We start from the raw sequence: 20770 nt of genomic DNA, 5'->3' as shown, positions 1-20770 counted from the left end.
CGCAACCGATCAGATCCCGTGACCGACATCGACCAGCCGGTGCACCGCGATCATCGCGGCATCCCGGACGTCCGCCGCATGGCCGTCGTGGCCGGCCATCGCATCGGCATAGCCGTTGCCGCCGTCGTGGTGGATCCGCCCGCCCCAGAGCGCATCGTCGTAGGCCGCGACCTGGACGATCCCGTCCGCCAGATGCGCGTCGGCATACCAGCGGCCACCGTCGCGATCGTCCGGCATGCGCCCGACCAGCGCGGTGGACGCATCGCCGAAGTCGAAGGATACGGCGCCCGCACCCGGCCCTTCGTCCACGTCGTTGACCGCGATCGTGAACCGTTCCTGCGTCGTCAGGCCGCCGCTGTCGGTCGCGCGCGCGACGATGGCGTAGCTCGCCCCCGCCTCGTAATCGAGCGTACCGGTGGTGGTGACGATGCCCGTCACCGGATCGACCTTGAACCGGCCGCCGGCGTCGTCGAGCAGGCTGTAGCGCAGGACGTCGTTGGGCGTGTCGAACGCGAGCATGAAGCCCGCCTCCGTGCCCGCAGCGCGGTTCTCGTCGACGCTGCCGGCGATCAGCGACAGCGCGATCGGCGCCGCGCCGAGCATCAGCAGCGCGAGCTGCGGATCGTGGTCGGTCGGGCGATCGCCGCCGAACTGCGAATTGAGGTGCACCGAATCATACTGTGCGTTGGTCAGCAGGCCGCCGGTGACCAGCACGTTGTCGATCTGTTGCGCATTGCCCTCGAACAGATAGCTGTAGCGCTCTTCGCTGGGCAGCAGCGTGTTGAGGTTGGTGAACACGCCGCCCTTGGCGGGGTCGGTCAGCTGGGTCTGCGCATCCTCGAAATAGAAGCCGTTCCAGTCCCCCAGCACCGCGAAGTGCAGCGACGGATCGTCGGCGAGGTGCGCCTCGACATAGGCCTTCACCCCCGCCGCCTGCGCGGTCCGGGCCGCATCGCCCGCCGCAGCCGCCGGCTGGGTGTTGCCGAGCAGCGGGTCGCTGCCGCCGCGCGAGGTGAAATGCACGTCGATCGCAGTGATCGTCTGCCCGGCGAACTGGAATTGCGCGACGAGCGGCTTGCGGCTGCCGTCATACGCGCCGCCCTCGATCAGCTGGGCGCTGCCCTCGACGTAGCTGACGCGGTCGAGATTGTAGAAATAGCCGTTGCGGATGTTGCCGTTCGGCTCGCCGCCCGACGTGTTGGTCGTCGTCGGTGCGATCTCGACATAGCCGTAGCGCAGGCCCGATTGCGCATAGATCGCGTCGATCAGCCCCTGTGCCGTGACCGTGCCCGACAGGTTGCCGCCGGTCCCGGCGCCGTCGGCGTCCTGCACCTCCTGCACCGCCAGGATGTCGGGCGCGCGCAGATTGTAGACGATATTGCTCGCCAGAATGTCGAACTTGTTGTCCGACGTGTCGAGATTTTCGAGGTTGTAGGTCGCGAGCGACAGGAAATTCGCATCGCCCGCCAGCGTCGTCACCTCCTTCTGGAGCGTGACGTCCTTCGTCACCGACACGGCGCCGGTCACCAGCACCTCATAGGCATCGAAGCTGTAATTGACGATGCCGGTGACGCTCGTCAGCTGGTCGCCGATCGTATAGTTGGGCGTGAAGCCGGCGAAGATGCCGCTGTCGTCGTCGATCTGGATCTTTTCGGGGTTATAATCGACCGTGCCGTCGGCGTTGGGCGCGATGGTGATGCCGCCGCGATCGTTGATGCCGGTGGCGCCGACGCCGTGCGAGACGACGACGTCGGTCTCGCCGAAGCTCGTCGTGTTCGACACCGCCTGCGGCGTGTCGAGCGTCACCCGCATGCCCTCGAGCGATTCCCAGAAATCGAGCCCGTCGTGCAGCGGGTCGAACACGGTCAACCGGTCGTCGTCGAGCACCTGCGTCGGCGGCAGGATGCCGCCCGTGCCGATCAGCACCGCCGCGGGCAGCGGGTTGCCGCGGCTGACGACGTCCACCGTCGGGGTGACGATCTGCGTCACCGACAGGCCCTTGGCGTCGCCGGCGAATTCGCTGACCGATCCGCGCACCCGCGCCTCGTCGCCGACCGTCACCGCCGGCGCCGTGCCGGTGAAGACGAAGATCGCGTCCGACGTCGCCGCATCGCCGTCGCCGGTCGCGGACTGGAGGTAGAAGCCGTTGGTGTCGACCGCGGTGACGACGCCGTTGGTCAGCACCGTCTGCCCGACATAGGTCGACACATGCCCCGCCCCCTGGATCGCGCCGATCGACAGTGCGAGCAGGTCGTCGTTGACGATCGTCCCGATCGCCCGGCCGTCGTCGATCACGACGTCGCCGGTCGTCGCGCCGAGCGTCACGGACAGCGTCTCGTTGCCCTCGCTCAGCGTATCGCCCTGCACGGGCACGACGATCTGTTTCGTGAACTCGCCCGCCGCGAAGGTCAGCACGCCGCCCAGCGCGGCCCCGGGGGCAAGGTCGTCGGCCGTCGCGGTACCGTCCAGGTTCACCGCATAGGCGACGCTGGCCGACAGCGCCGATCCGCCGGCGCGGTGCACGGTGAACACCAGGTTGGACACGCCGCCGTCGCCCTCGACCACGCGCGCGTCGTCGATGCGCAGCCGGCCGGTGCCGGTCGCCGACAGGAAGGACTGGCCTGCGTTCAGCGTGCCGAAGCTGTCGGCGGATGCCGCGCTCCAGGTGAAATCGGCGGCGCTCGAGCCGCTGCCCTTCAGTTGCAGCGACTGGCCGATGCCGACCGCGGGCTCCTCCGCGACGCCGATATCGGTGCTCGTCATGCCGGCGGCGGGCGTGCCGGCGGCGGCGGTGAACGTCCCCTCGTACGACAGCAATTGCACGACGCGGCCGTCGGGCGCGATCAGCGCGACGCCGTCGGCGATCCCGTTCTGCAGCCCCGCGCGCGGGAATCCGATCGCGCCGAAGCCGTTGCCCTCGTCGTCGATCGTGCCGCTGAGCGCGAGCGTATCGTACACCGGCGCCGCGGCGGGCGTGTTCGATCCGTTGTAGAAGACCAGGGTGTAGCCCGACAGGTTGGTCCCGGCGGTACCGGCGATCTCGATCGCCTCGCCCGCGTCGGTGCCGACGTTGTCGTAGTGGATTTCGTTGATGAAGACGTTGGCGGGCGGCGCCGGCGGGGCCGCATCGTCGTTGGTGATCGTGCCCACCGCGCTGGCGTCGCCCAGCGCGACGCCGCCCTGCGGGTTCGACAGCGCGACGGTGAACGTCTCGTTGCCCTCGAACACCGTGTCGCCCTGTACCGACAGGCGCACTTCGGCGCTGGTCGCGCCCGACGCGAAGGACACCAGTCCGCTCAGCGCCTGTCCGGGCGCGAAGTCGGCGGCATCGGCGCCGCCCGCGCCGCCCGGCAGGGTGACGGTCCAGGTCGCGGATACCGCGCCGCTGCTGCCGTCGGCCCGGGTGACGGTGAAGACGATGTCGTGGACCCCGCCATTGCCCTCCACCGTCGAAGCATCGGCGATGGCGAGCGTGCCCGGCGTCACCGGTGCGGCCCCGGCGAACGACTGGCCGGCGTTGACCGCCCCCGCGCTCGCGGTTCCGATGATCGCATAGGTGAAGTCCGACAGGCCGGTGCCGGTGCCGACGAGCCCGATCGAGGTCCCGGTGCGCGTCCCGTCCTCGAACACGCCATTGCCGACGTTGACGCTCGCCATGCCGGCCGCCGGACCATCGAGCGCGGTGAAGCTGCCCTCGTAGCTCAGGAACTGGACGACCGTGCCCGCCGCATTGACGAGCGCGATGCCATCGGGCTCGCCGTTGGCGCCGGCGCCGCCGTTCTGGATGCCGTTCGCCGGATAACCGACGCTGATCGTACCGAACCCGTTCTGCTGGTTGGCGACGATCCCGCCCAGCGTCGTCGTCGCATAGGCCTTGAGGCCCGTCGTGCCCGACGGCGCACCATTGTACAGGACGATCCGCCAGCCGGTCAGGTCCGTCCCCGCCGGCGCCGCGATCTCGACGAATTCGCCGCTGTCGGTGCCGGCGTTGTCATAATGGAATTCGTTGATGAAGACGGTGGTTGCCATTGGTCGATTCCCCATGTCGTCGTCGGTCGCCGACCGGCCTCATCCGGTGCGGTAACGGGATAGGATCTGGCGACGGCGCCCGGGCGGGCGCCGCACGGTCAGGCGCGCGCGACCGCCGGCCCGGCACCGCGACGGCGCATCGCGAAACCGATCAGGCCGAACCCGGCGATCAGCATCGCCCAGCCGGCAGGCTCCGGCACGGCCGTGGCGAGCGTCGTCAGCCCGATCCGCAGCTGGCCGGCGCTGTTGAACGTCCGGCCGGCGACGTTCAGCGTCACCAGGCCGTTGTTGAAGACGACGTCCGCCGCGGTCAGGGTCGAATTGGTGTTCGACAGCAACGTCGCCGAGGTGAACGCATTGGTCGTGTCGCGAAAGCTGATCGACTGGCCCGCGCCGAGCTGGATGGAGCTGAAACGCCCGGTGACGCTCAGCAGGCCGTCCGAAAAATCGAGGTTCAGGAACGGCGTCGCGGTCGGCCCATAGGCGAATTCGATCCCGCTGCCGACGACCGCCGCCGCGGGCGCGCAGGTGAAGGCGGTCGCGGTGCAGGTCACGCGATCGCCGATCGACTGCGCCGCGGCCGGGGCGGCTGCCCCCACGAAACCCGCGACGATCAACCCCAGTGTGACGAACCTCATGACTGCGCTCCCTTTTCTGCTGGCCTGACACCATGATGCAACGCCATCGTCGTTACCATCGGATTCATGACGGTACGGCGACACCGCGGGCGTCGTGCGGCAGAAAAGGAAAAAGGGGGGCGAGCGACGACGGGCGCCGCCCACCCGGCGCGCGCGCGGTGGTGCTAGGCGGCCGCGGCGTCGTCGAGTTGCAGGAACGACACGAACAGGTCGGTCGATGTCCGCAGGTCGCGTGCGCTGATCGCGAGGTTGCTCGCGCTGTCGCGAACCGACGCGGAGAGCGACGAGGCCGCCGTCATCGCCGCGGCGACCCCGCCGATCCGGCGCTTGATGTCGTGCGCCGCGTCGACCGCCGAATGCGTGCCCTTGTCGATCTCGTCGGCGGAAGAGCGCTGCGCACCGACCGCCATCGCGATGCCGGTCGCGGCCGCCGACACCTGGCCGATCGCGCCATCGACGCTGCGCAGCCGCTCGCCGGTTTCCGATACGCCCTCGCGGATGCCGCCGAGCAACGTGCGGATCAGGTCGCTCGCGCGGCGCGTGTCCGCCGACAGCGACTTCACCTCGCCGGCGACGACGGCGAATCCCCGGCCTGCCTCCCCCGCGCGCGCCGCCTCGATCGTGGCGTTGAGCGCGAGCAGGTTGGTCTTGGCCGCGATGTCGCGGATGTCGTCGAGGAAGCCTTCGATCTGGATCGCGTGATCCTCCAGCGTGGCGACGGTCAACACGCTGCGTTCCGATGCGGCCCGCGCCTGTTGCGTCAGCTCCGACTGCTGGTCGGCGGTGACCGCGATCGTCCGGATCGATCCCGACAACACGCGGATCGATTCGGCGACCAGCGCGATGTCGGTGGCGGCGCCGGTCGCGCCCAGCGCCACCTCCACCGCGTCCCGGGTCGCACCGCCGCTGACATGTTCCAGCTGCACCGCGGTATCCTCCAGCCGCTCGGTCGCCTCGCCGATCACCTTCACGACCGATTTGACCGAGCGGTCGAATTCGTTGGCCAGCGTGACGAGCTCGCCGCGCCGCTCCGCGGCGATCCGCGCCGCCTGCTGCTCGCGCCGCCGCCGCTCGCGCATCGCTTCGGCCTCCGCGGTGCGGGCGAGTTCCATCGCCTGTTGCGTGCGCCGTTGCCCGTCTTCGGCGATGTCGGTCAGCGCCCGCGCCTGGCGCAGCGTGTCCTCCTGCGACGTGAACAGCCGTTCGAGGTGGATGGTCAGGACGGTCAGCGCGCCGAATTGCAGCGCGACCGCGACGACGTGGAACGCGACGCGGCCGACGTTGCCGCTTCCCGAAAACACCCAGTCGGGGGCGAGCCATTCCAGCGCCAGATGATGCACCGCGGTCAGCGCCGTCGCGAGCAGGATCGGCCGCCAGTCGGCGAGCATGACGAGCGCCGCCATGCCGACGAAGAAATACATATGGGCGTCCATCTGCCACGGATGGCCCTTCAGCAGGAACACGAGCATCGCCGGGATGCTCGCGGCGAGCGTTCCCATCAGCGTCCGCGCCTCCGCATCGTAACGGCCGCGCAGCGCCATGACGGTCGGCCCGATGCCGGTCACGCCACCCACCAGCAGCAACGGCACGGCGGCCCCCATGTGCAGCGCGGCGTTGCCGATCAGGAGCAGCGCGAGCGACAGCCAGCCGATCAGCGCCCACGCCTGGATCCCGCGACGGCGCAGGCGGTCGAGCGGGTTGAGCGTCGGGCCGGACGCGGCGTCGGATGCGTTCATGGCGGGCACGGCGGGCGCGGTCATATCGCCGCCGCCGCGGCAGCATCGAGCGATCCGCACGCGGCCGGTGGCGCGGCGACGATCAGCAACGGCGCGGCTTTCGGCACGGCGATGATGGCTGCCCGATCGCCGACGACCACCAGCGAGCCCGGCAGCGGACCTTTGCCGAGCAGCTTCGCGCCGCTCGCGACCGCCAGCGTGGCGACGGCGCCGACATTCTCTCCATCCAGCGGCACGAGCAGCATCGCTCCCGATGCGGGCGGCCACAGCGTCAGCGCGATCAACGCCGCGGCGCAGGTTGCCACCTGCATCGAAAGGAACGGGCCGGTCCATGTCTGTGCCATGGAAAATGCCGTATGCCTAACCGGTTAACAGCCTCTTAGCCCTGTCGGTGCGGTTTGTTGCCCATATCGCGATCGACGGGTTCAGGCGATCATCGCGGCATCGACGCGTTGCACATCCCGTCCGGATCACGGCAGCGCACCGATCGGGCCCGCACGGTTCCGCGGCCTCCATCGAAAAGGTGACGGGGATCGTCAGCGACCCACCACAGACCACGTGAACCGCACCGCTGTTGCTCGATGCGGGAGATCAACCCGTCGCCCCCGCCCTAGCGTCGCAATACTTAATACGGGTTGAGCAAGTCGTTCATAATACGTGCTTAACGGTCGCTCTCCGGCAATCGACCGTCACTATACTGCCGCCGGGCGGGGCAGCCGCGACGGCGTGTCGCTCACGCGATCTCGAAATCGATCCGGCGCCGCGAGGGATCCGCCGCGACCAGCCGTACGTCGATGCGGGCGCCGGGCGCCAGTCCCTGTGCGGCGATGCGGGTGAGCACGGGCCGGTCGGACAGCTGGATGCGGGCGTGGCGGCCGTCCGCCTCGACCACCGTCGCCGCGAACGTCGCGCCCACGTCGCCGCGCAGCATTACCGCCTCTGCAAGGTCGAGGACGGCGCGATCGATCTGGCCCTGCCGCGCGCCCGCGCGCGCCATCACCGGCGGCAGCGCGTCGAACGCCGCGGCCACGGCGTCGGGCACGGCACACCCGTTGGCGATGGCGAGCGCGGCGAGCACGACGTGCCGGTCGGCGAGCCGCCGCAGCGGCGCCGTGGCATGCGCATAGGTCGCACCCATCGCCGCGTGCCAGGGCGTCACGCCCGGTCGATAGGGCTCGTAGCTGGCGCCCGACCCGGCGCGGCGGATCGCCAGCATCATCGCCGCATGGGTCGGCGTCGCGGGGTCGAGCGCCTGTTCGAAGGCGCGCAGCGGCATTTCGTCGGGCCATGCGACGCCGATCGCCGCGGCAGTCGCGCGCAACCGCACCACCGTCGCCGCATCGGGATCGGGCATGACCCGGAACAGGCCGGTCCGATGCGCCAGCAGCGCATCCGCGACGGCGAGGTTGGTGGCGAGCGACAGCGCGGCGTTGGGATCCTCCGAGTCGAGCCGCGGCCGAAAGGACAGGGCATAGCCCCCGCCCGGCACCGGTTCGATCTGCTGTTCGGGCGGATCGAGGCGCGCGGCGCCACGGCGTCGCTCCGCCGCAGCGATCCGTTCGGACAGCGCCGCCATCTGCGGCGGCAGGTCGGACGCGCGGACGCTGTCATACGCCAGCTTCGCGCGGCTGCGGACGATCGCGCGTTCGGCGCCGTCGAGCCGCACCGCGCCGTCGGGCGCGACCAGCACGGCGAAGATCACCGCGGGGCGCGGACCGTCGGGCAGCAGGCTGGCGGCCCGTTCGCCCAGCACGGGCGGATACAGCCCCGCCTTCCCGTCGGGCAGGTACAGCGTCTCGCCGCGCCGCCACGCCTCGGCATCGACGGCGTCGCCGGGCTCGACGAACCAGCCGACGTCGGCGATGGCATAGCGCAGCAACAGGTCCTCGCCGCGCGTCTCGATGCAGAACGCCTGGTCGAGGTCGGTCGAGGTCGCCGGATCGAGCGTGACGAAGGGCAGGTCGAGCCGGTCGACGTGGTCGGCGGGAGGCCGCGCCGCCGCGCGGTCGGCGGCGGCGAGGACGTCGTCGGGAAATCGCGCGGGGACCTGGAATTCGGTGCGGATTGCGGCGAGGCCGGCGGCCAGCGTATTGTCGGGATCGACGAGGGCTTTCATGGCGATCGGTCTAAAGCGCCGCCCCGGGCCGGGAAACAGCGGAATTCGCGTATCGGCGCGAACCGCCATGGTCAGCGGCGACCCGCGCACCTAGATGGGCGCGATGACCCAGCAGACCAGCGCCAAACCCATGCCGGCGGGCGAGTTCGTCGCCTTCGTCGCCGCGCTGATGGCGGTCAACGCGCTCGGCGTCGACCTGATGCTGCCCGCGCTCGCGGACATCGGCGACCAGCTCGCCATCGCGACCGCCAACCACCGGCAGTGGATCATCACCGTCTACATGCTCGGCTTCGGCGTGGGACAGCTGGTCTACGGACCGCTCGCCGACCGCTATGGCCGTCGCCCGATCCTGCTCGTCACGCTGGTCGGCTTCGTCGCCGCCAGCATCTTCGCCGCCGGGTCGCAGACCTTTCCCGCCCTGCTCGGCGCGCGCGGGCTTCAGGGGCTGATGTCCGCATCGACGCGCGTGCTCGCGGTCGCGATCGTCCGCGACCGCTATTCCGGGCGCCAGATGGCGCGCACGCTGTCGGTGGCGCAGATGATCTTCTTCCTCGTCCCGATCATGGCGCCCAGCCTGGGGCAGGTGCTGCTGGCGTTCGGACCGTGGCGGTTCATCTTCTATGCCCTGGCCGCGTTCGCCGCGTTCGTCCTCGCCTGGTCGGCGCTGCGGCTGCGCGAATCGCTGCCGGCCGAGCGCCGCTCGCCGCTGTCGCTCGCGTCCCTCGGCAGCGCCTATCGCCTGACGCTGACCAACCGCTTCTCGGCGGGCTATGCCATCGCCGCATCGATGACGTTCGGCGGGATCATCGCCTTCGTGTCGTCGGCACAGCAGATCTTCGTCGACGAATTCCATGCCGGCGAGCGGTTCACCATCCTCTTCGCGCTCTGCGCCTTTTCGATGGGCTGCGCCTCGTTCGCCAACAGCCGCCTCGTCGAGCGGCTGGGCACGCGGCTGATCTCGCAAACCGCGGTGCTCGGCCTGATCGCACTGTCGCTGCTGCACCTCGCGGTGATCGCGTCCGGGCAGGAGACGCTGACGACCTACATGCTGTTCCAGGCGCTGAGCATGACCTGCATCGGCCTCTGCGGATCCAACTTCGGCGCGATGGCGATGGAGCCGGTGGGCCATATCGCCGGAACCGCGTCGTCCATCCAGGGCTTCATCACCAGCGTCGGCGCGGTGATCGTCGGGTCGCTCATCGGCCAGGCCTATGACGGCTCGACCTATCCGCTCGCGATCGGCTATCTGGCGATCGGCGTCGCGGTCCTCGGCGTCGTCTACCTGACCGAAGGCCGCAGGCTGTTCCAGGCGCGCCACGCCGCACCGGCACCGATCGCCGCGTCCCCGCGTTGACCGCCCCACCCCCCGACGAAAGCGCCCCGATGAGCAGCGATGCCTATACGCCCCCCGCGGTCTGGACCTGGGACAAGGAAAGCGGCGGCCGCTTCGCGGCGATCAACCGTCCCGTGTCGGGTCCGACGCACGATACGCCGCTGCCGGTCGGCCGGCATCCGCTGCAGCTCTATTCGATGGGCACGCCCAACGGCGTTAAGGTCACGATCATGCTCGAAGAACTGCTCGCGATCGGGCATGCGGACGCCGAATACGATGCCTGGCTGATCCGCATCGGCGACGGCGACCAGTTCGGCAGCGGCTTCGTCGCGGCGAACCCCAATTCCAAGATCCCGGCACTGGTCGACCACCGGGGCGACGAGCCGGTCCGCGTCTTCGAATCGGGCGCGATCCTCGTCCACCTCGCCGAGACGTTCGGCGCCTTCCTGCCGACCGCGACGCCGGCGCGCGCCGAATGCCTGTCGTGGCTGTTCTGGCAGATGGGAAGCGCCCCCTTCCTCGGCGGCGGCTTCGGCCATTTCTATGCTTATGCGCCCGAAAAGTTCGAATATCCCATCAATCGCTACGCCATGGAAACCAAGCGGCAGCTCGACGTCCTCGACCGCCGACTGGGGATCAGCGAATATGTCGCCGGCGCCGACTATACGATCGCCGACATGGCGATCTGGCCATGGTACGGGCTGCTCGTGCGCGGCGAGCTGTACGGCGCGGGCGCGTTCCTTCAGGTGCAGGAGTATGCGAACGTCGTGCGCTGGGCCGAACAGCTCGCCGCCCGCCCCGCGGTGCAGCGCGGCCGGATGGTCAACCGGGTGACCGGCGAACCGTCGGAGCAATTGCACGAACGCCACGATGCCGCGGACTTCGCCGATCGCACGCAGGACAAGCTCCAGGCGCAATAGCGCCCCTGCGGACCGCCGGTTGCCCGTGCGGCCGACGGCTGGCATAGGCGCGCCCCGCCCGCCGGGCACGATCCCGAAGGAAACGCATCGCGTGAACGCCATCTCCGCACCGGGCGCGCTGGGGCTCGATTTCGGCACGACCAATACCGTCGTCGCCCGCACCGACGGTGCCGGTGGTGCGGACCTCATCGATATCGCGGGGGCGGAGGCGACGGGCGCGGTCTTCCGTTCGGCGTTGAGCTTCTGGGAAGAGGAGCGCGCGCTCGACGGGATCGCGTGCGAGGCCGGCCCCTGGGCGATCGCCGAATATCTCCAGTCGCCGATCGACAGCCGGTTCGTGCAGTCGTTCAAGACGATCGCCGCATCGCCCTCGTTCGAGCGCGCGCTGATCTTCGGCAAGCCGTTCCGCTTCGAGGATTTCGGGCGGCTGTTCCTGCAACGGCTGGTCCGCCATGCCGGCGGCCGGCTGGACGATCGGCCCGCGCGCGTGATCGTCGGCCGGCCGGTCGAATATGCGGGCGCACGGCCGGACGCCACCCTCGCCCGCCAGCGCTACGACCTGATGTTCCGCGACTTCGGTGTCGAAGTGCATTACGTCTACGAACCGCTGGGCGCCGCGTTCAGCTACGCCGCCCGCCTTACCGAGCCGGCGACCGTGCTGGTGGCCGATTTCGGCGGCGGCACGACCGACTTCTCGATCGTGCGCGTGGGCGCACCGGGCGCGGGCCGGCGTTGCGTGCCGCTCGCGTCCACCGGCGTCGGCATCGCCGGCGACCGGTTCGACCGCCATATCGTCGACCGGCTGGTGCTGCCGATGATCGGCAAGGGCGGGCAGTATCGCTCGATGGGCAAGACGCTCGACATCCCCGGCGGCTGGTTCGCCGAATTCGCCGACTGGTCGCGCCTCGCGCTGATGCGCAACCGGCGGACGCTCGACGACCTCGCGCGGTTGCAGCGCCACGCGCTCGACCCCGATGCGATCGCGCGGATGATCGCGCTCATCGAGCACGAACAGGGCTTTCCCCTCTACGATGCGGTCGGGCGCCTGAAGCGCGCCCTGTCGACGCAGGATCGCGCCGAATTCCGGTTCGAGGGCGGCGGCGTCGATATCGTCGCCGAAGTCCGCCGCAGCCAGTTCGAGGACTGGATCGCGGCCGACCTCACCCGGATCGAGGCGGCGATGGACGGCGCGCTCGCCGCGGCGCGCATCGATGCAGGGGGAATCGACCGCGTCTTCCTGACCGGCGGATCGTCGCTGATCCCGGCGATCCGGGCGATGTTCGACCGCCGCTTCGGCAGCGAGCGGGTCGCGACGGGGGGCGAGCTGACGTCGATCGCGCACGGGCTGGCGCTGATCGGGGGAGAGGCCGACCCGGCGGTGTGGGCGGCCTGACGCGGTGCAGCCACCGCTGCGCCGGTCGTGCAGGCGCCGCGATCAGCGCCGCGTCAGTTGCACGTCGTCTATGCTCAGCGCAGCGCCGCCCGCGCCCTCGACATAGGCGCCGACCTGCACGGATCCGGTCGTGACGTCGATCGGCGGCAGCGCGACGTCCGTCCAGCCGGCGGAGCGCGTCACGTCGTGGACGACCGTCCCGCCGCCATGCCCGGCGGCGAAGATGCGCGCGACGGCCTGGCCGCCGCCGCTCCGGGTCGACAGCCGCAGCGTATAGCGGCCGTTCGGCAGCGCGATGGTCTGCACGACGCTGCCCGAGGCCGCGCCCGGCGGTGCCATGGTCAGGGCCCAGCGACCGGTGCGGCCGTCCGGCGTGTTCACGATCGGCGCGGCGCCGTTCAGGTTCGTCCAGCTCGCGATCCAGCCGGCGACGCCGGTCTGCGCGACCCGGTCGGCCTCGAACCCGGGGTTGCGCACGTAATTGTTCGCCGCGCCGACCGTCCAGCTGCCGCGCCGCGCATCGAGATCGAAGGCGCTGAGCGATTCGAAATGCGGCACCGCGCCCCGGAAGGTCAGCGGCACCCAGACGTTGTAGCCGATCCCGTTTCCCGCAAAGTCGCTCCAGCGGTCGCCGGCGTACAGGATGGTCGTCGCCGCCGACCCGTTGACCGGGACGAAGAAGCCGTTCTGCGAGACGTGCGAGAAATCGGCGTCCGTCCCCTCCAGCATGCGTTCCGGCGTATAGGGTCCGGTGATCGACGCAGCCGTCATGTAATAGCTGCGCGAGGCGTTCCAGCCGTGCAGTTCGGACGAGCAGAAGTAATAGCGCCCCTTGTACCGGAACATCGCATTGCCTTCGCGACCGCCGCCGGGTGCCGTGTAGACGTTGGTGGCGGGCCCGATATGCAGATAGTCGGGGCCGACCAGCGGCGCGACGTACAGGCTCCGCCGGTCGCCCGAGCCGCTGAAGATCAGGTAGGGCTTGCCGTCGTCGTCGACGAACAGCGTCTGGTCCCCCGACGTCCGCGTCGCGACATTGTCGATCGCCGCCTGATGCCGGGCGAAGACGAACGGGCCGGCGGGCGTGTCGCTCGTCGCGAACACGATGCCGGGGCCGGTTTCCTTGCCGGCATATTGGCTGACCAATACGTATTTGCGCGTGCGGGCGTTGTAGACCACACCCATGCGCCCCATCCAGGCGTCGCGCGCGAACCGCTGCCCCGCCGCCCCCGCGGCGATCGCATTGCCCTCGAACCGCCAGTCGACGAGGTTTTCCGACGAATAGACCGTCACCGCACTGAAATGCGGGGTCTTCGCCGGCACATGGGGCGGCCGGGCATAGGCGACCGCCTCCTCGTATTTCGCGCCATACCAGTAATAGCGCCGCCCGACCTTCAGGATGCCGCCACCCTGCGAATAGATCGGGGTGCCGGACGTATCGGTCCAGAAGACGTCGTTGCGGATCGTCTGCGCCGGCGCGCCCTGGCTCGCCGCGAGGACAAGCGCCGCGATGGCCGCGCCCCTCATCGGGTCGCGGTCAGCCGGACGCTGCCGCCCGCGAGGCCGTCCGCGCTCGCCGTGACGCGGAACGGCCCCGCACCGGCGCCGCGGACCAGCGCCACGGCATGGCCGCGCTCCACCGCGCGCTCCGCCGACGCGAAGGGCGTATGATCGACCGACGAGCCGTTGTCGGTGGCGACCAGCGCCCCCGCGCCGTCGACCGCGAACCGCAGCCGGCGACCGTCCGCCGGCACCGTCGTGCCCCGGGCGTCGACGACACGGGCGCGAACATAGGCGAGGTCGTCGAACGACGAACCCACCGACCGCCGTTCCGCCTCCAGCACGACCCGTACCGCCCTGCCCGCGGTGCGCAACGTGTCGGTGACCGTCCCGGCGCCCGGATCGCGGCAGGTGGCGCGGACCTCGCCCGGCGCATAGCGCACCGGCCAGCGGCGGGGGGCGGCATCGTCGTGGATCGCCTGCACCCCCAGCGACCGGCCGTTCAGGAACGCCTCCACGCGCCGGCAATTGCTGTAGACCTCGATCGTCTCGTCGTGCGGCGCGGCATTCGCGGGGGTCCAGTCGTCGAACAGCGCGACCCTGGGCCGGGGCGTCGCGACCGCGATCATCGTCGGCAAGGCGGGCTGGTTCGGGCCGCCGGCGCCGTCGGTGGCGGGACCGGCGGCGGCCGGGTCGGCGTTGCGCACGACATGGACGACCGGCCGGTCCGACCACCAGCTTTCGCGCTCCATGCCGCTGATCTTCTGCCGTCCGGTCCGGTCCAGCAGGCCCGCGGGATTCTGGATGTTCGGCCAGCCCGACCGGTTCGCCTCGCCCAGATAATCGACGCCTGTCCACAGGAACATGCCCGAAAACGGCGCATAGTCGCGCACCGGCAGCCAGTTGATGCGGTTGTGCGCATTCTCGGTACCGACGATGCTGCGCCGGGGGTTCTGGCGGCTGGCCGCGATCAGCTCGGTTTCGCGATAGTTCTGGCCGACCACGTCGAGCATGTCGGCGAGGCCGTTGTCGTAATCCTTGGTGACGTTCGGCCGGAACAGCGCCATCGTCACCGGACGCGACGGATCGGCGGCGTGGACGATGTCGAGGATGCTGCGCAGCGCCGCCTTCGCCTGTACCGGATAGGCGGTGTCGTGGATCTCGTTGCCCGCGCTCCACAGCACGATGGCGGGATGGTTGCGATCGCGGCGTACCATGTCGAGCGTGTCGCGCTGGTGCCAGTCACCGAAGAACAGGTGATAGTCCTCGGGCGTCTTGCCGACGTTCCACTGGTCGAACAGTTCGTCCATCACCAGCAGGCCGAGCTGGTCCGCGAGATCGAGGAATTCTGGGCTGGGGACATTGTGCGCGGTGCGGATCGCATTGACCCCCTGCGCCTTCAGCGTCGTCAGCCGCTGGCGCCAGATGTCGAGCGGTACCGCCGCCCCGACCGCGCCGCCGTCATGGTGCAGGGCGACGCCCTTCAGCTTGAAATTGCGACCGTTGAGCCAGAAGCCGGTGGCCGGATCGAACCGCGCCTCGCGGATGCCGAAGGGGACGACATCGTCGTCCAGCACTGCGCCGTCGCCGCCCAGGATACGGATCGTCGCCCGGTACAATGCGGGATCGGCGATGTCCCAGCGGCGGGGATGCGGCAGCGCGATCTCGCCCTGCACGGTCATGGTCCGGTCCGCGGCCACCGTCGCGACCGGCAGCATGGTCTGCGCCACCTGTCGGCCGTCGGGGGCGGTCAGCACCACCTCGACCGTCACCTGCCCCGCCGCCGGCCCGGCATTGCGGACGTCGGTGGCGATCGCGAGCGTGGCGCGGTCGGCATCGAGCCGTGCGGTGCGGACATAGGCGCCGCCCTGCGGGATGTGGATATCGCCCGTTTCGATCAACCGGGCGCGGCGATAGATGCCCGCACCCGTATACCAGCGCGACGACGGCGCGGCGGAGGGGTCGCTGCGCACCGCGATCACGTTGCGGCCGCCCGCGACGAGATAGCGCGTGACGTCGTAGCGCTGGCCGACATAGCCCATCGGCCGGTACCCGACGTGGTGGCCGTTCACCCAGACGCCGCTGCGTTCCATGATGCCGTCGAACTCGACGAAATAGCGTCGGCCCGGGCGCGGCGTCACGTCGAGCGTCCGCCGATACCAGGCGACGCCGCTCGGCAGGAAGCCGTTCTCGCCGCCTGCCTTCGCATCGGCGGCGAAGGGTCCGGCGATCGCCCAGTCGTGCGGCACCGACACGATGCGCCACGCGCCGTCGTCGAGCGCGGCGGTCTCGGCGCCCGCGGGGTCGCCCTTGACGAAGCGCCAGCCGTCCGCCAGCGCGGTGACGGATCGCGGCGCCGCCCATACCCCGCCCGCCGGGCACAGGACGAGCAGCGCCGCCGTCGCGGCGGCGCCCGGCCGGCACCGCCATCGCCGCACGCTCCTGACGGCCTGGTCGTCGCGATGGCGCATGCGAACCCCTTTCGATCGATCGGCGGGCAATCAGAAGCGCAGATTGGCGCCGAAGGTCACGGTGCGCCCGATCCGCGTCTGGAACAGCGTGTCCTGACGGACGCTGTCGACGTACAGCCGGTTCTGCTCGTCGGTCAGGTTGGTCGCCTCGACGATCAGCTTCACCGCGTCGGTCACGTTGATCGATGCGGAGGCGTCGACGAACAGCGTGCTGTCGTTGCCCTGAAGGTCGCTGCCCGGCGACGCCGGGATACCGCGGATGAACCGGCTGCGATAATTGGCGGTGCCGCGCAGGCTGAACGTCTTGTCCTCGTAATAGAGCGTCCCCGACGCGGTATTCGGCGACAGGCCGACCAGATCGGCGGTCGTCGTGACGGTCGGCACGCCGTTGACGCTCGCCAGCACGTAATTGATCCGCGAGGTGACGTGCGTGTAGTTCGCCAGCGCGCCGAAATTGGCGAGGAAACCGGGCAGGAAGGTGAACGGCACCTGCGCGTTGACCTCGATCCCCTTCAGCGGTCCGCCCGGCGTGTTGATCGGCTGCGCGATGGTGAACAGCTCGCCCGGCTGCGTGTTGGACCCGATCAGCAGTTCGTTCGGCAGGCCCAGGCTGTCGAACGGCAGCAGGCTGTTGACGTTCTGCACGTAGGACTTGATGTCCTTGTAGAAGAACGCCGCCGACAGCAGTGCGCCGGGACGGAAATACCATTCGATCGCCGCGTCGAACGTATTGGCGCGGATCGGATCGAGCTGCGGGTTCTGGATGCTGCCCGAGCGGGTGACCGGATTGACGCCGCTGGTCGGCGTCAGCACGCCGAGTTCGGGCCGCGCGAGCACCTTGGCGCCCGAGAAGCGGAACAGCAGGTTTTCGATCGGCTCGACCACCACGTTGGCGGACGGCAGCCAGTCGTCGTAGGATTTGTACGCGGTCGCATAGCGCCCGGTCAGCCCGGTCGGCGATCCCGCCTGCGACACCGAAATGAACCCGGACGAGAACTGGTCTGTCTTGACGTAGCGCACGCCCGCGTCGCCGCGCACGCCGACGCCGCCCAGGCGATCGCCAAGGTCGAACGCGGCCATCGCATAGCCCGACGACACCTCCTCCAGCACGCGGCTCGACTGCGCGCCGCACTCGACGCCGCAATAGCGGGTCGCATCGAGGCCGAACGTCTGGATCAGCTTGGCGGGATCGAGCGACGCCCAGCTCGCCGGGGCGCCGTTGCCCCACAATTGGTCGACACCGGCGATCTGGCGCGTGATGCTGGCGAGGCTGGTGCCCGCGGGAAGCGCCCGCACGACGAGGTCGGCGCTGTAGGGGATCAGGTTGCGGATCGTGAAGTCGCTGCGCCGGTACTGGCCGCCCGCCTTCAGGGTCAGGATGTCCGCGGCCTTCCAGCTGAAGTTCAGCTCGCCGGTCAGCCCCCGGTTGGTGTTGGTCGAGGGTCGCGCCTGGAAGCTGTAACCGCCGAGCACGGTGCCGTCGGACCGGCCGGGCGCATAGTTGAACTTGGTCGGATCGGACACGTCGAAGCCGAAACCGAGGATCGGGGTGTCCCCGCCCTTGCGATAGTCGACCGAGAAATTGGACGTGTCGATCGCGTCCATGAAATACTGGAAGCGCTGCTTGCCGAACGACTTGGCCTCGTTGAGCCCGATCAGCGCGCTGAAGCTCAGCCGGTCGTCGAAGTCGTGCTTGATGTTCAGATTGGCCTGTTTGAAGGTCGAGGTGAAATCGTCGACCAGCCCTTCGGACCGCACGTCGACGCCATCGAACAGGCCGTACACCAGACTGCCTTGCGGCGAGAGCTGGATGTCCTTCACAGACGTGACCGGCTGGCCGTTGTTCGCCGCCGACCGGGCGAACGATACCGCCGCGATGTAATTGTCCCGGCGGACGACGTGGAAGCGCGAATAGAGCAGGTCGAGCGAGATGTCGGTGGCGTCGTCGGGCTTGTATTGCAGCGTCAGCGTGCCGCCGAGGCGCTTCTGGTCCTGCTGCGAATTGAGGTAGCGCGGCAGTCGCGGGAAGAACGCGCCGCTGCCCGGCGTGTTGGGCAGGTCCGTCCGCCGCGCGTTGTAGATCGTGTTGAACGCGGCCGCGGTGCTGGTCCGCGGCACGCCGGGATAGCAATTGGCCGCGTCGGCGCCCTTGCTGCCCACCGCCGGCGTCGCCGGGGTGAAGCCGATCGGCGAACAGAACAGGCCGTTGGTGTTGGCGGACAGGATGTCCACCGCGGAATAGCCGACCTCGCGGATGTCGCGCTGCTGGTAGGCGACGGAGGCGAGGATGCCGAAATCGCCGAACTTCGTCGAAACCAGCGCGGACAGGCGCGGGTTCACCTTTTTCGACAGCTCGTTGTAGACGCCGCGCGCGGTCGCGGTGAGCGTGAAGTCCTTGCGGCTGTCGAACGGCTTGGGGGCGTTGAGGTCGACCGTCGCGCCGAGCGAGCCGTCCTCGACATCGGCGGACGGCGTCTTGCGCACCGCGAGCGCGGAAAAGATCTCGGTCGGGAAGACGTTGAAATCGAAGCTGCGGCCGTTGTTGCCGCCGCCGTAGATGTCCGAGCTGCCGGTCTGGGCCGTGCCCTCCATCCCGTTGATGCGCACGCGCGTGAACGCGGCACCGAGCCCGCGGACGGAGATGTTGCGTCCTTCGCCGCCGTCGCCGCGCGCCAGCGCGACGCCGGGCACGCGCTGCATCGATTCGGCGAGGTTGCTGTCGGGAAACTTGCCGATGTCCTCTGCGACGATGCTGTCGATCGCAGCGGTTTCGCGGCGCTTGGCGTTGATCGCGCTGCTCAGCGACGCCCGGAAGCCGGTGACGACGATGTCCGGCGCGGCCTGTTCGTCCGCGGCGACATTGGTCGCGGAACTGTCGGCCGGCACCTGGGGCGCTTCCGCGGTCGCGGGCACAGGTGGGCCCGGCCGGGTCTGTGCGCCGGCGACGCCGCCCGCCGCGATCGACGTCGCGATCGCCAGCGCCATGACGCTGGAACACGAGAAAAACGCGTGACCTTTCATAATCATCCCCTCTTCGCCCCTGGAGCGGTTCGCCCGTCGCCTTTGGCTGACGAACGCACCTTGGCGACTAGGTTCCGGGGTGACAAGCGAAATGTTGCAACGCGATTCCACATATTGGAATATGCCGGACGATGTCTTGCCGATCGTGCGCGCGGGCGTCCATTACCCGCGCATCCACCGCAGGGCGTCAGCCGGGCGCGTGGAACCCGGTCACGTTTTCGGTGGTGAACGGCGTGCCCGTCACCGTCGCGACCCTGACGCGGTCGAGACGAACGTCGCGGACGGGCATGTCCCGCTCGGCGGCGATCCGACAGACGAACTTCGCCCTGTCGACCGTGACGTCGCTGACGCGCAGGCCCTCGATCGCGGTCAGCCGGCGGACGTAGGTCGGCAGCAGCGTCCGCCACTGGTACAGTACGTCGGTTTCCACCGCGAGCACCCCGCCGGCGATCGTCGTCGCGGTGACGTTGGTCATGTGGATGTTGCGGACGTATCCGCCGCGGCGTTCGTTCGTCTTGACGAACAACAGGTTGTTGATCGGCACGGCGTGATCGTCGGCGCCCTTGCCGTCGCCCACGAAATGGCAATCGTCGACCCATATGTTCTCGATGCCGGCGGACAGTTCGCTGCCCACCGCCATCAGCTGATGGCCGTTGACTATCCGGCAGTTGCGCACGACGACGTTCCGGCACGGCCGCGCGAGCCGCCACCCGTCCATGTCGCGGCCCGACTTGACCGATATCGCATCGTCGCCCTGATCGAACCGGCAATCCTCGATCAACACGTTCTCGCACATTTCCGGATCGACGCCGTCGTTGTTGTGACCATGCGCGCGCACCTTGACCCGGCGGATCGTGACGTCCCGGCACAGCAGCGGATGGATCGTCCAGAACGGGCTGCCCTCGATCGCGATGTCCTCGATCAGCACGTTGCGGCAGCGGTTGAACTGGATCAGCTGCGGGCGCAGATTGTTTGCGCCGACCGCCATCTGTCGCCGCGCGACCGGCATGCCGCGATACGCCATCATGTACAGGGCGATCAGCGCATCCATGTGCGGTTTGGGCCGTGCGGACCAGATCGCCCAGCGGTCGAGCACCGGCTCCAGCCGCCCTTCGCCGGTGATCGCGACGTTCTCGCAATCGAACGCATAGATCAGCGGCGAATAGTTGAAGCATTCCACGCCTTCCCACGACGTCTGCACCGCCGGCAGATAGTCCTGCGGATCGTCGGAGAATCGCAGCGTCGCTCCCTTGTCGAGGTGCAGCGCGACGTTGCTGCGCAGATGGATGCTGCCCGTCGGCCAGACGCCCGCCGGAACTATCACGATGCCCGAACCCGCCGCATTGGCCGCGGCGATCGCCCGCGCGATGGCGGCGCCCGTCCGGGCCTTGTCGTCCTGCGCCGCGCCGAAGTCGGTGATGAGGAAACGGCGGCTCGCGCGAAAATCCGGAACACCGATCTCCGGCATGGCGAACGGCGCGGCCACCGCGATCCGCCGCAGCGGCATGGCGGGCGCGCGGGCCATGGCGCCCCGCGCCAGCAGCGGCAGCACGCAGGCACCGTGGACGAACGCACGACGATCGACCGTCATATCCTGCACTCCGTGTTCTGAA

General features: G+C 69.5%; 12 protein-coding genes. 3 read left to right on the top strand and 9 right to left on the bottom strand.

What is annotated here, in order from left to right:
* Positions 1-9 precede the first annotated feature (9 nt).
* The 5 genes from LPN01_RS08580 to LPN01_RS08560 all read right to left on the bottom strand — a co-directional run bounded on the left by LPN01_RS08580 (position 10) and on the right by LPN01_RS08560 (position 8519).
* Positions 10-4029, bottom strand: a complete 4020-nt coding sequence (locus LPN01_RS08580; protein ID WP_262827961.1) for a Calx-beta domain-containing protein — start codon at positions 4027-4029, stop codon at positions 10-12.
* Between the two features lie 98 nt (positions 4030-4127).
* Positions 4128-4667: an FxDxF family PEP-CTERM protein gene (locus tag LPN01_RS08575; RefSeq protein WP_262827960.1), complete on the bottom strand. Its 540-nt coding sequence runs from the start codon at positions 4665-4667 to the stop codon at positions 4128-4130.
* 164 nt (positions 4668-4831) lie between these two features.
* Positions 4832-6427 carry a methyl-accepting chemotaxis protein gene (locus LPN01_RS08570; protein ID WP_262827959.1) on the bottom strand — a complete coding sequence of 532 codons (1596 nt, stop codon included), beginning with the start codon at positions 6425-6427 and terminating at the stop codon, positions 4832-4834.
* A complete protein-coding gene (locus tag LPN01_RS08565; protein WP_262827958.1) occupies positions 6424-6747 on the bottom strand; it encodes a hypothetical protein in 324 nt (107 codons plus the stop codon). Before LPN01_RS08565 ends, LPN01_RS08570 begins: the two co-directional genes overlap by 4 nt.
* Before the next feature lie 389 nt (positions 6748-7136).
* Positions 7137-8519: an RNB domain-containing ribonuclease gene (locus LPN01_RS08560; protein ID WP_262827957.1), complete on the bottom strand. Its 1383-nt coding sequence runs from the start codon at positions 8517-8519 to the stop codon at positions 7137-7139.
* Between the two features lie 103 nt (positions 8520-8622).
* On the opposite strand from LPN01_RS08560, the gene LPN01_RS08555 reads away from it, so the two are divergent.
* The 3 genes from LPN01_RS08555 (at position 8623) to LPN01_RS08545 (ending at position 12165) form a co-directional block, all read left to right on the top strand.
* On the top strand, positions 8623-9873 hold the full coding sequence (locus LPN01_RS08555) for a multidrug effflux MFS transporter (RefSeq protein WP_410482817.1): 1251 nt from the start codon (positions 8623-8625) through the stop codon (positions 9871-9873).
* Between the two features lie 29 nt (positions 9874-9902).
* Positions 9903-10772 carry a glutathione-dependent disulfide-bond oxidoreductase gene (gene yghU, locus LPN01_RS08550; RefSeq protein WP_262827956.1) on the top strand — a complete coding sequence of 290 codons (870 nt, stop codon included), beginning with the start codon at positions 9903-9905 and terminating at the stop codon, positions 10770-10772.
* Positions 10773-10863: 91 nt separating this feature from the next.
* The gene (locus tag LPN01_RS08545; protein ID WP_262827955.1) at positions 10864-12165 is read left to right on the top strand and encodes an Hsp70 family protein; all 1302 of its coding nucleotides are present in this window, start codon (positions 10864-10866) and stop codon (positions 12163-12165) included.
* Between the two features lie 42 nt (positions 12166-12207).
* On the opposite strand, the gene LPN01_RS08540 is transcribed toward LPN01_RS08545, so the two are convergent.
* The 4 genes from LPN01_RS08540 to LPN01_RS08525 all read right to left on the bottom strand — a co-directional run bounded on the left by LPN01_RS08540 (position 12208) and on the right by LPN01_RS08525 (position 20748).
* Positions 12208-13692, bottom strand: coding sequence for a family 43 glycosylhydrolase (locus LPN01_RS08540; RefSeq protein WP_262827954.1), 1485 nt, complete (start codon positions 13690-13692; stop codon positions 12208-12210).
* Entirely contained in the window at positions 13689-16136 is a 2448-nt protein-coding gene (locus LPN01_RS08535) for a glycoside hydrolase family 2 TIM barrel-domain containing protein (RefSeq protein ID WP_262827953.1), read from the bottom strand. Before LPN01_RS08535 ends, LPN01_RS08540 begins: the two co-directional genes overlap by 4 nt.
* 30 nt (positions 16137-16166) lie before the next feature.
* Complete coding sequence (locus LPN01_RS08530; RefSeq protein WP_262827952.1) at positions 16167-19157, bottom strand: TonB-dependent receptor; 2991 nt, start codon at positions 19155-19157, stop codon at positions 16167-16169.
* A 187-nt stretch (positions 19158-19344) separates the two neighbouring features.
* The gene (locus LPN01_RS08525; protein WP_262827951.1) at positions 19345-20748 is read right to left on the bottom strand and encodes a glycoside hydrolase family 28 protein; all 1404 of its coding nucleotides are present in this window, start codon (positions 20746-20748) and stop codon (positions 19345-19347) included.
* Positions 20749-20770 lie beyond the last annotated feature (22 nt).

Origin of the sequence: Sphingomonas sp. A2-49 (assembly GCF_025548555.1) — a bacterium.
Taxonomy (GTDB): domain Bacteria; phylum Pseudomonadota; class Alphaproteobacteria; order Sphingomonadales; family Sphingomonadaceae; genus Sphingomonas.
Note: the sequence above shows the minus strand (reverse complement) of the source record. Positions and strands in the feature narration are given on the sequence as shown.

Excerpts from the sequence above, each read along its gene's own strand:
- LPN01_RS08580 (WP_262827961.1), bottom strand. The coding sequence starts at position 4,029 with ATGGCAACCACCGTCTTCATCAACGAATTCCATTATGACAACGCCGGC.
- LPN01_RS08575 (WP_262827960.1), bottom strand. The coding sequence starts at position 4,667 with ATGAGGTTCGTCACACTGGGGTTGATCGTCGCGGGTTTCGTGGGGGCA.
- LPN01_RS08570 (WP_262827959.1), bottom strand. The coding sequence starts at position 6,427 with ATGACCGCGCCCGCCGTGCCCGCCATGAACGCATCCGACGCCGCGTCC.
- LPN01_RS08565 (WP_262827958.1), bottom strand. The coding sequence starts at position 6,747 with ATGGCACAGACATGGACCGGCCCGTTCCTTTCGATGCAGGTGGCAACC.
- LPN01_RS08560 (WP_262827957.1), bottom strand. The coding sequence starts at position 8,519 with ATGAAAGCCCTCGTCGATCCCGACAATACGCTGGCCGCCGGCCTCGCC.
- LPN01_RS08555 (WP_410482817.1), top strand. The coding sequence starts at position 8,623 with ATGACCCAGCAGACCAGCGCCAAACCCATGCCGGCGGGCGAGTTCGTC.
- yghU (WP_262827956.1), top strand. The coding sequence starts at position 9,903 with ATGAGCAGCGATGCCTATACGCCCCCCGCGGTCTGGACCTGGGACAAG.
- LPN01_RS08540 (WP_262827954.1), bottom strand. The coding sequence starts at position 13,692 with ATGAGGGGCGCGGCCATCGCGGCGCTTGTCCTCGCGGCGAGCCAGGGC.
- LPN01_RS08535 (WP_262827953.1), bottom strand. The coding sequence starts at position 16,136 with ATGCGCCATCGCGACGACCAGGCCGTCAGGAGCGTGCGGCGATGGCGG.
- LPN01_RS08530 (WP_262827952.1), bottom strand. The coding sequence starts at position 19,157 with ATGAAAGGTCACGCGTTTTTCTCGTGTTCCAGCGTCATGGCGCTGGCG.
- LPN01_RS08525 (WP_262827951.1), bottom strand. The coding sequence starts at position 20,748 with ATGACGGTCGATCGTCGTGCGTTCGTCCACGGTGCCTGCGTGCTGCCG.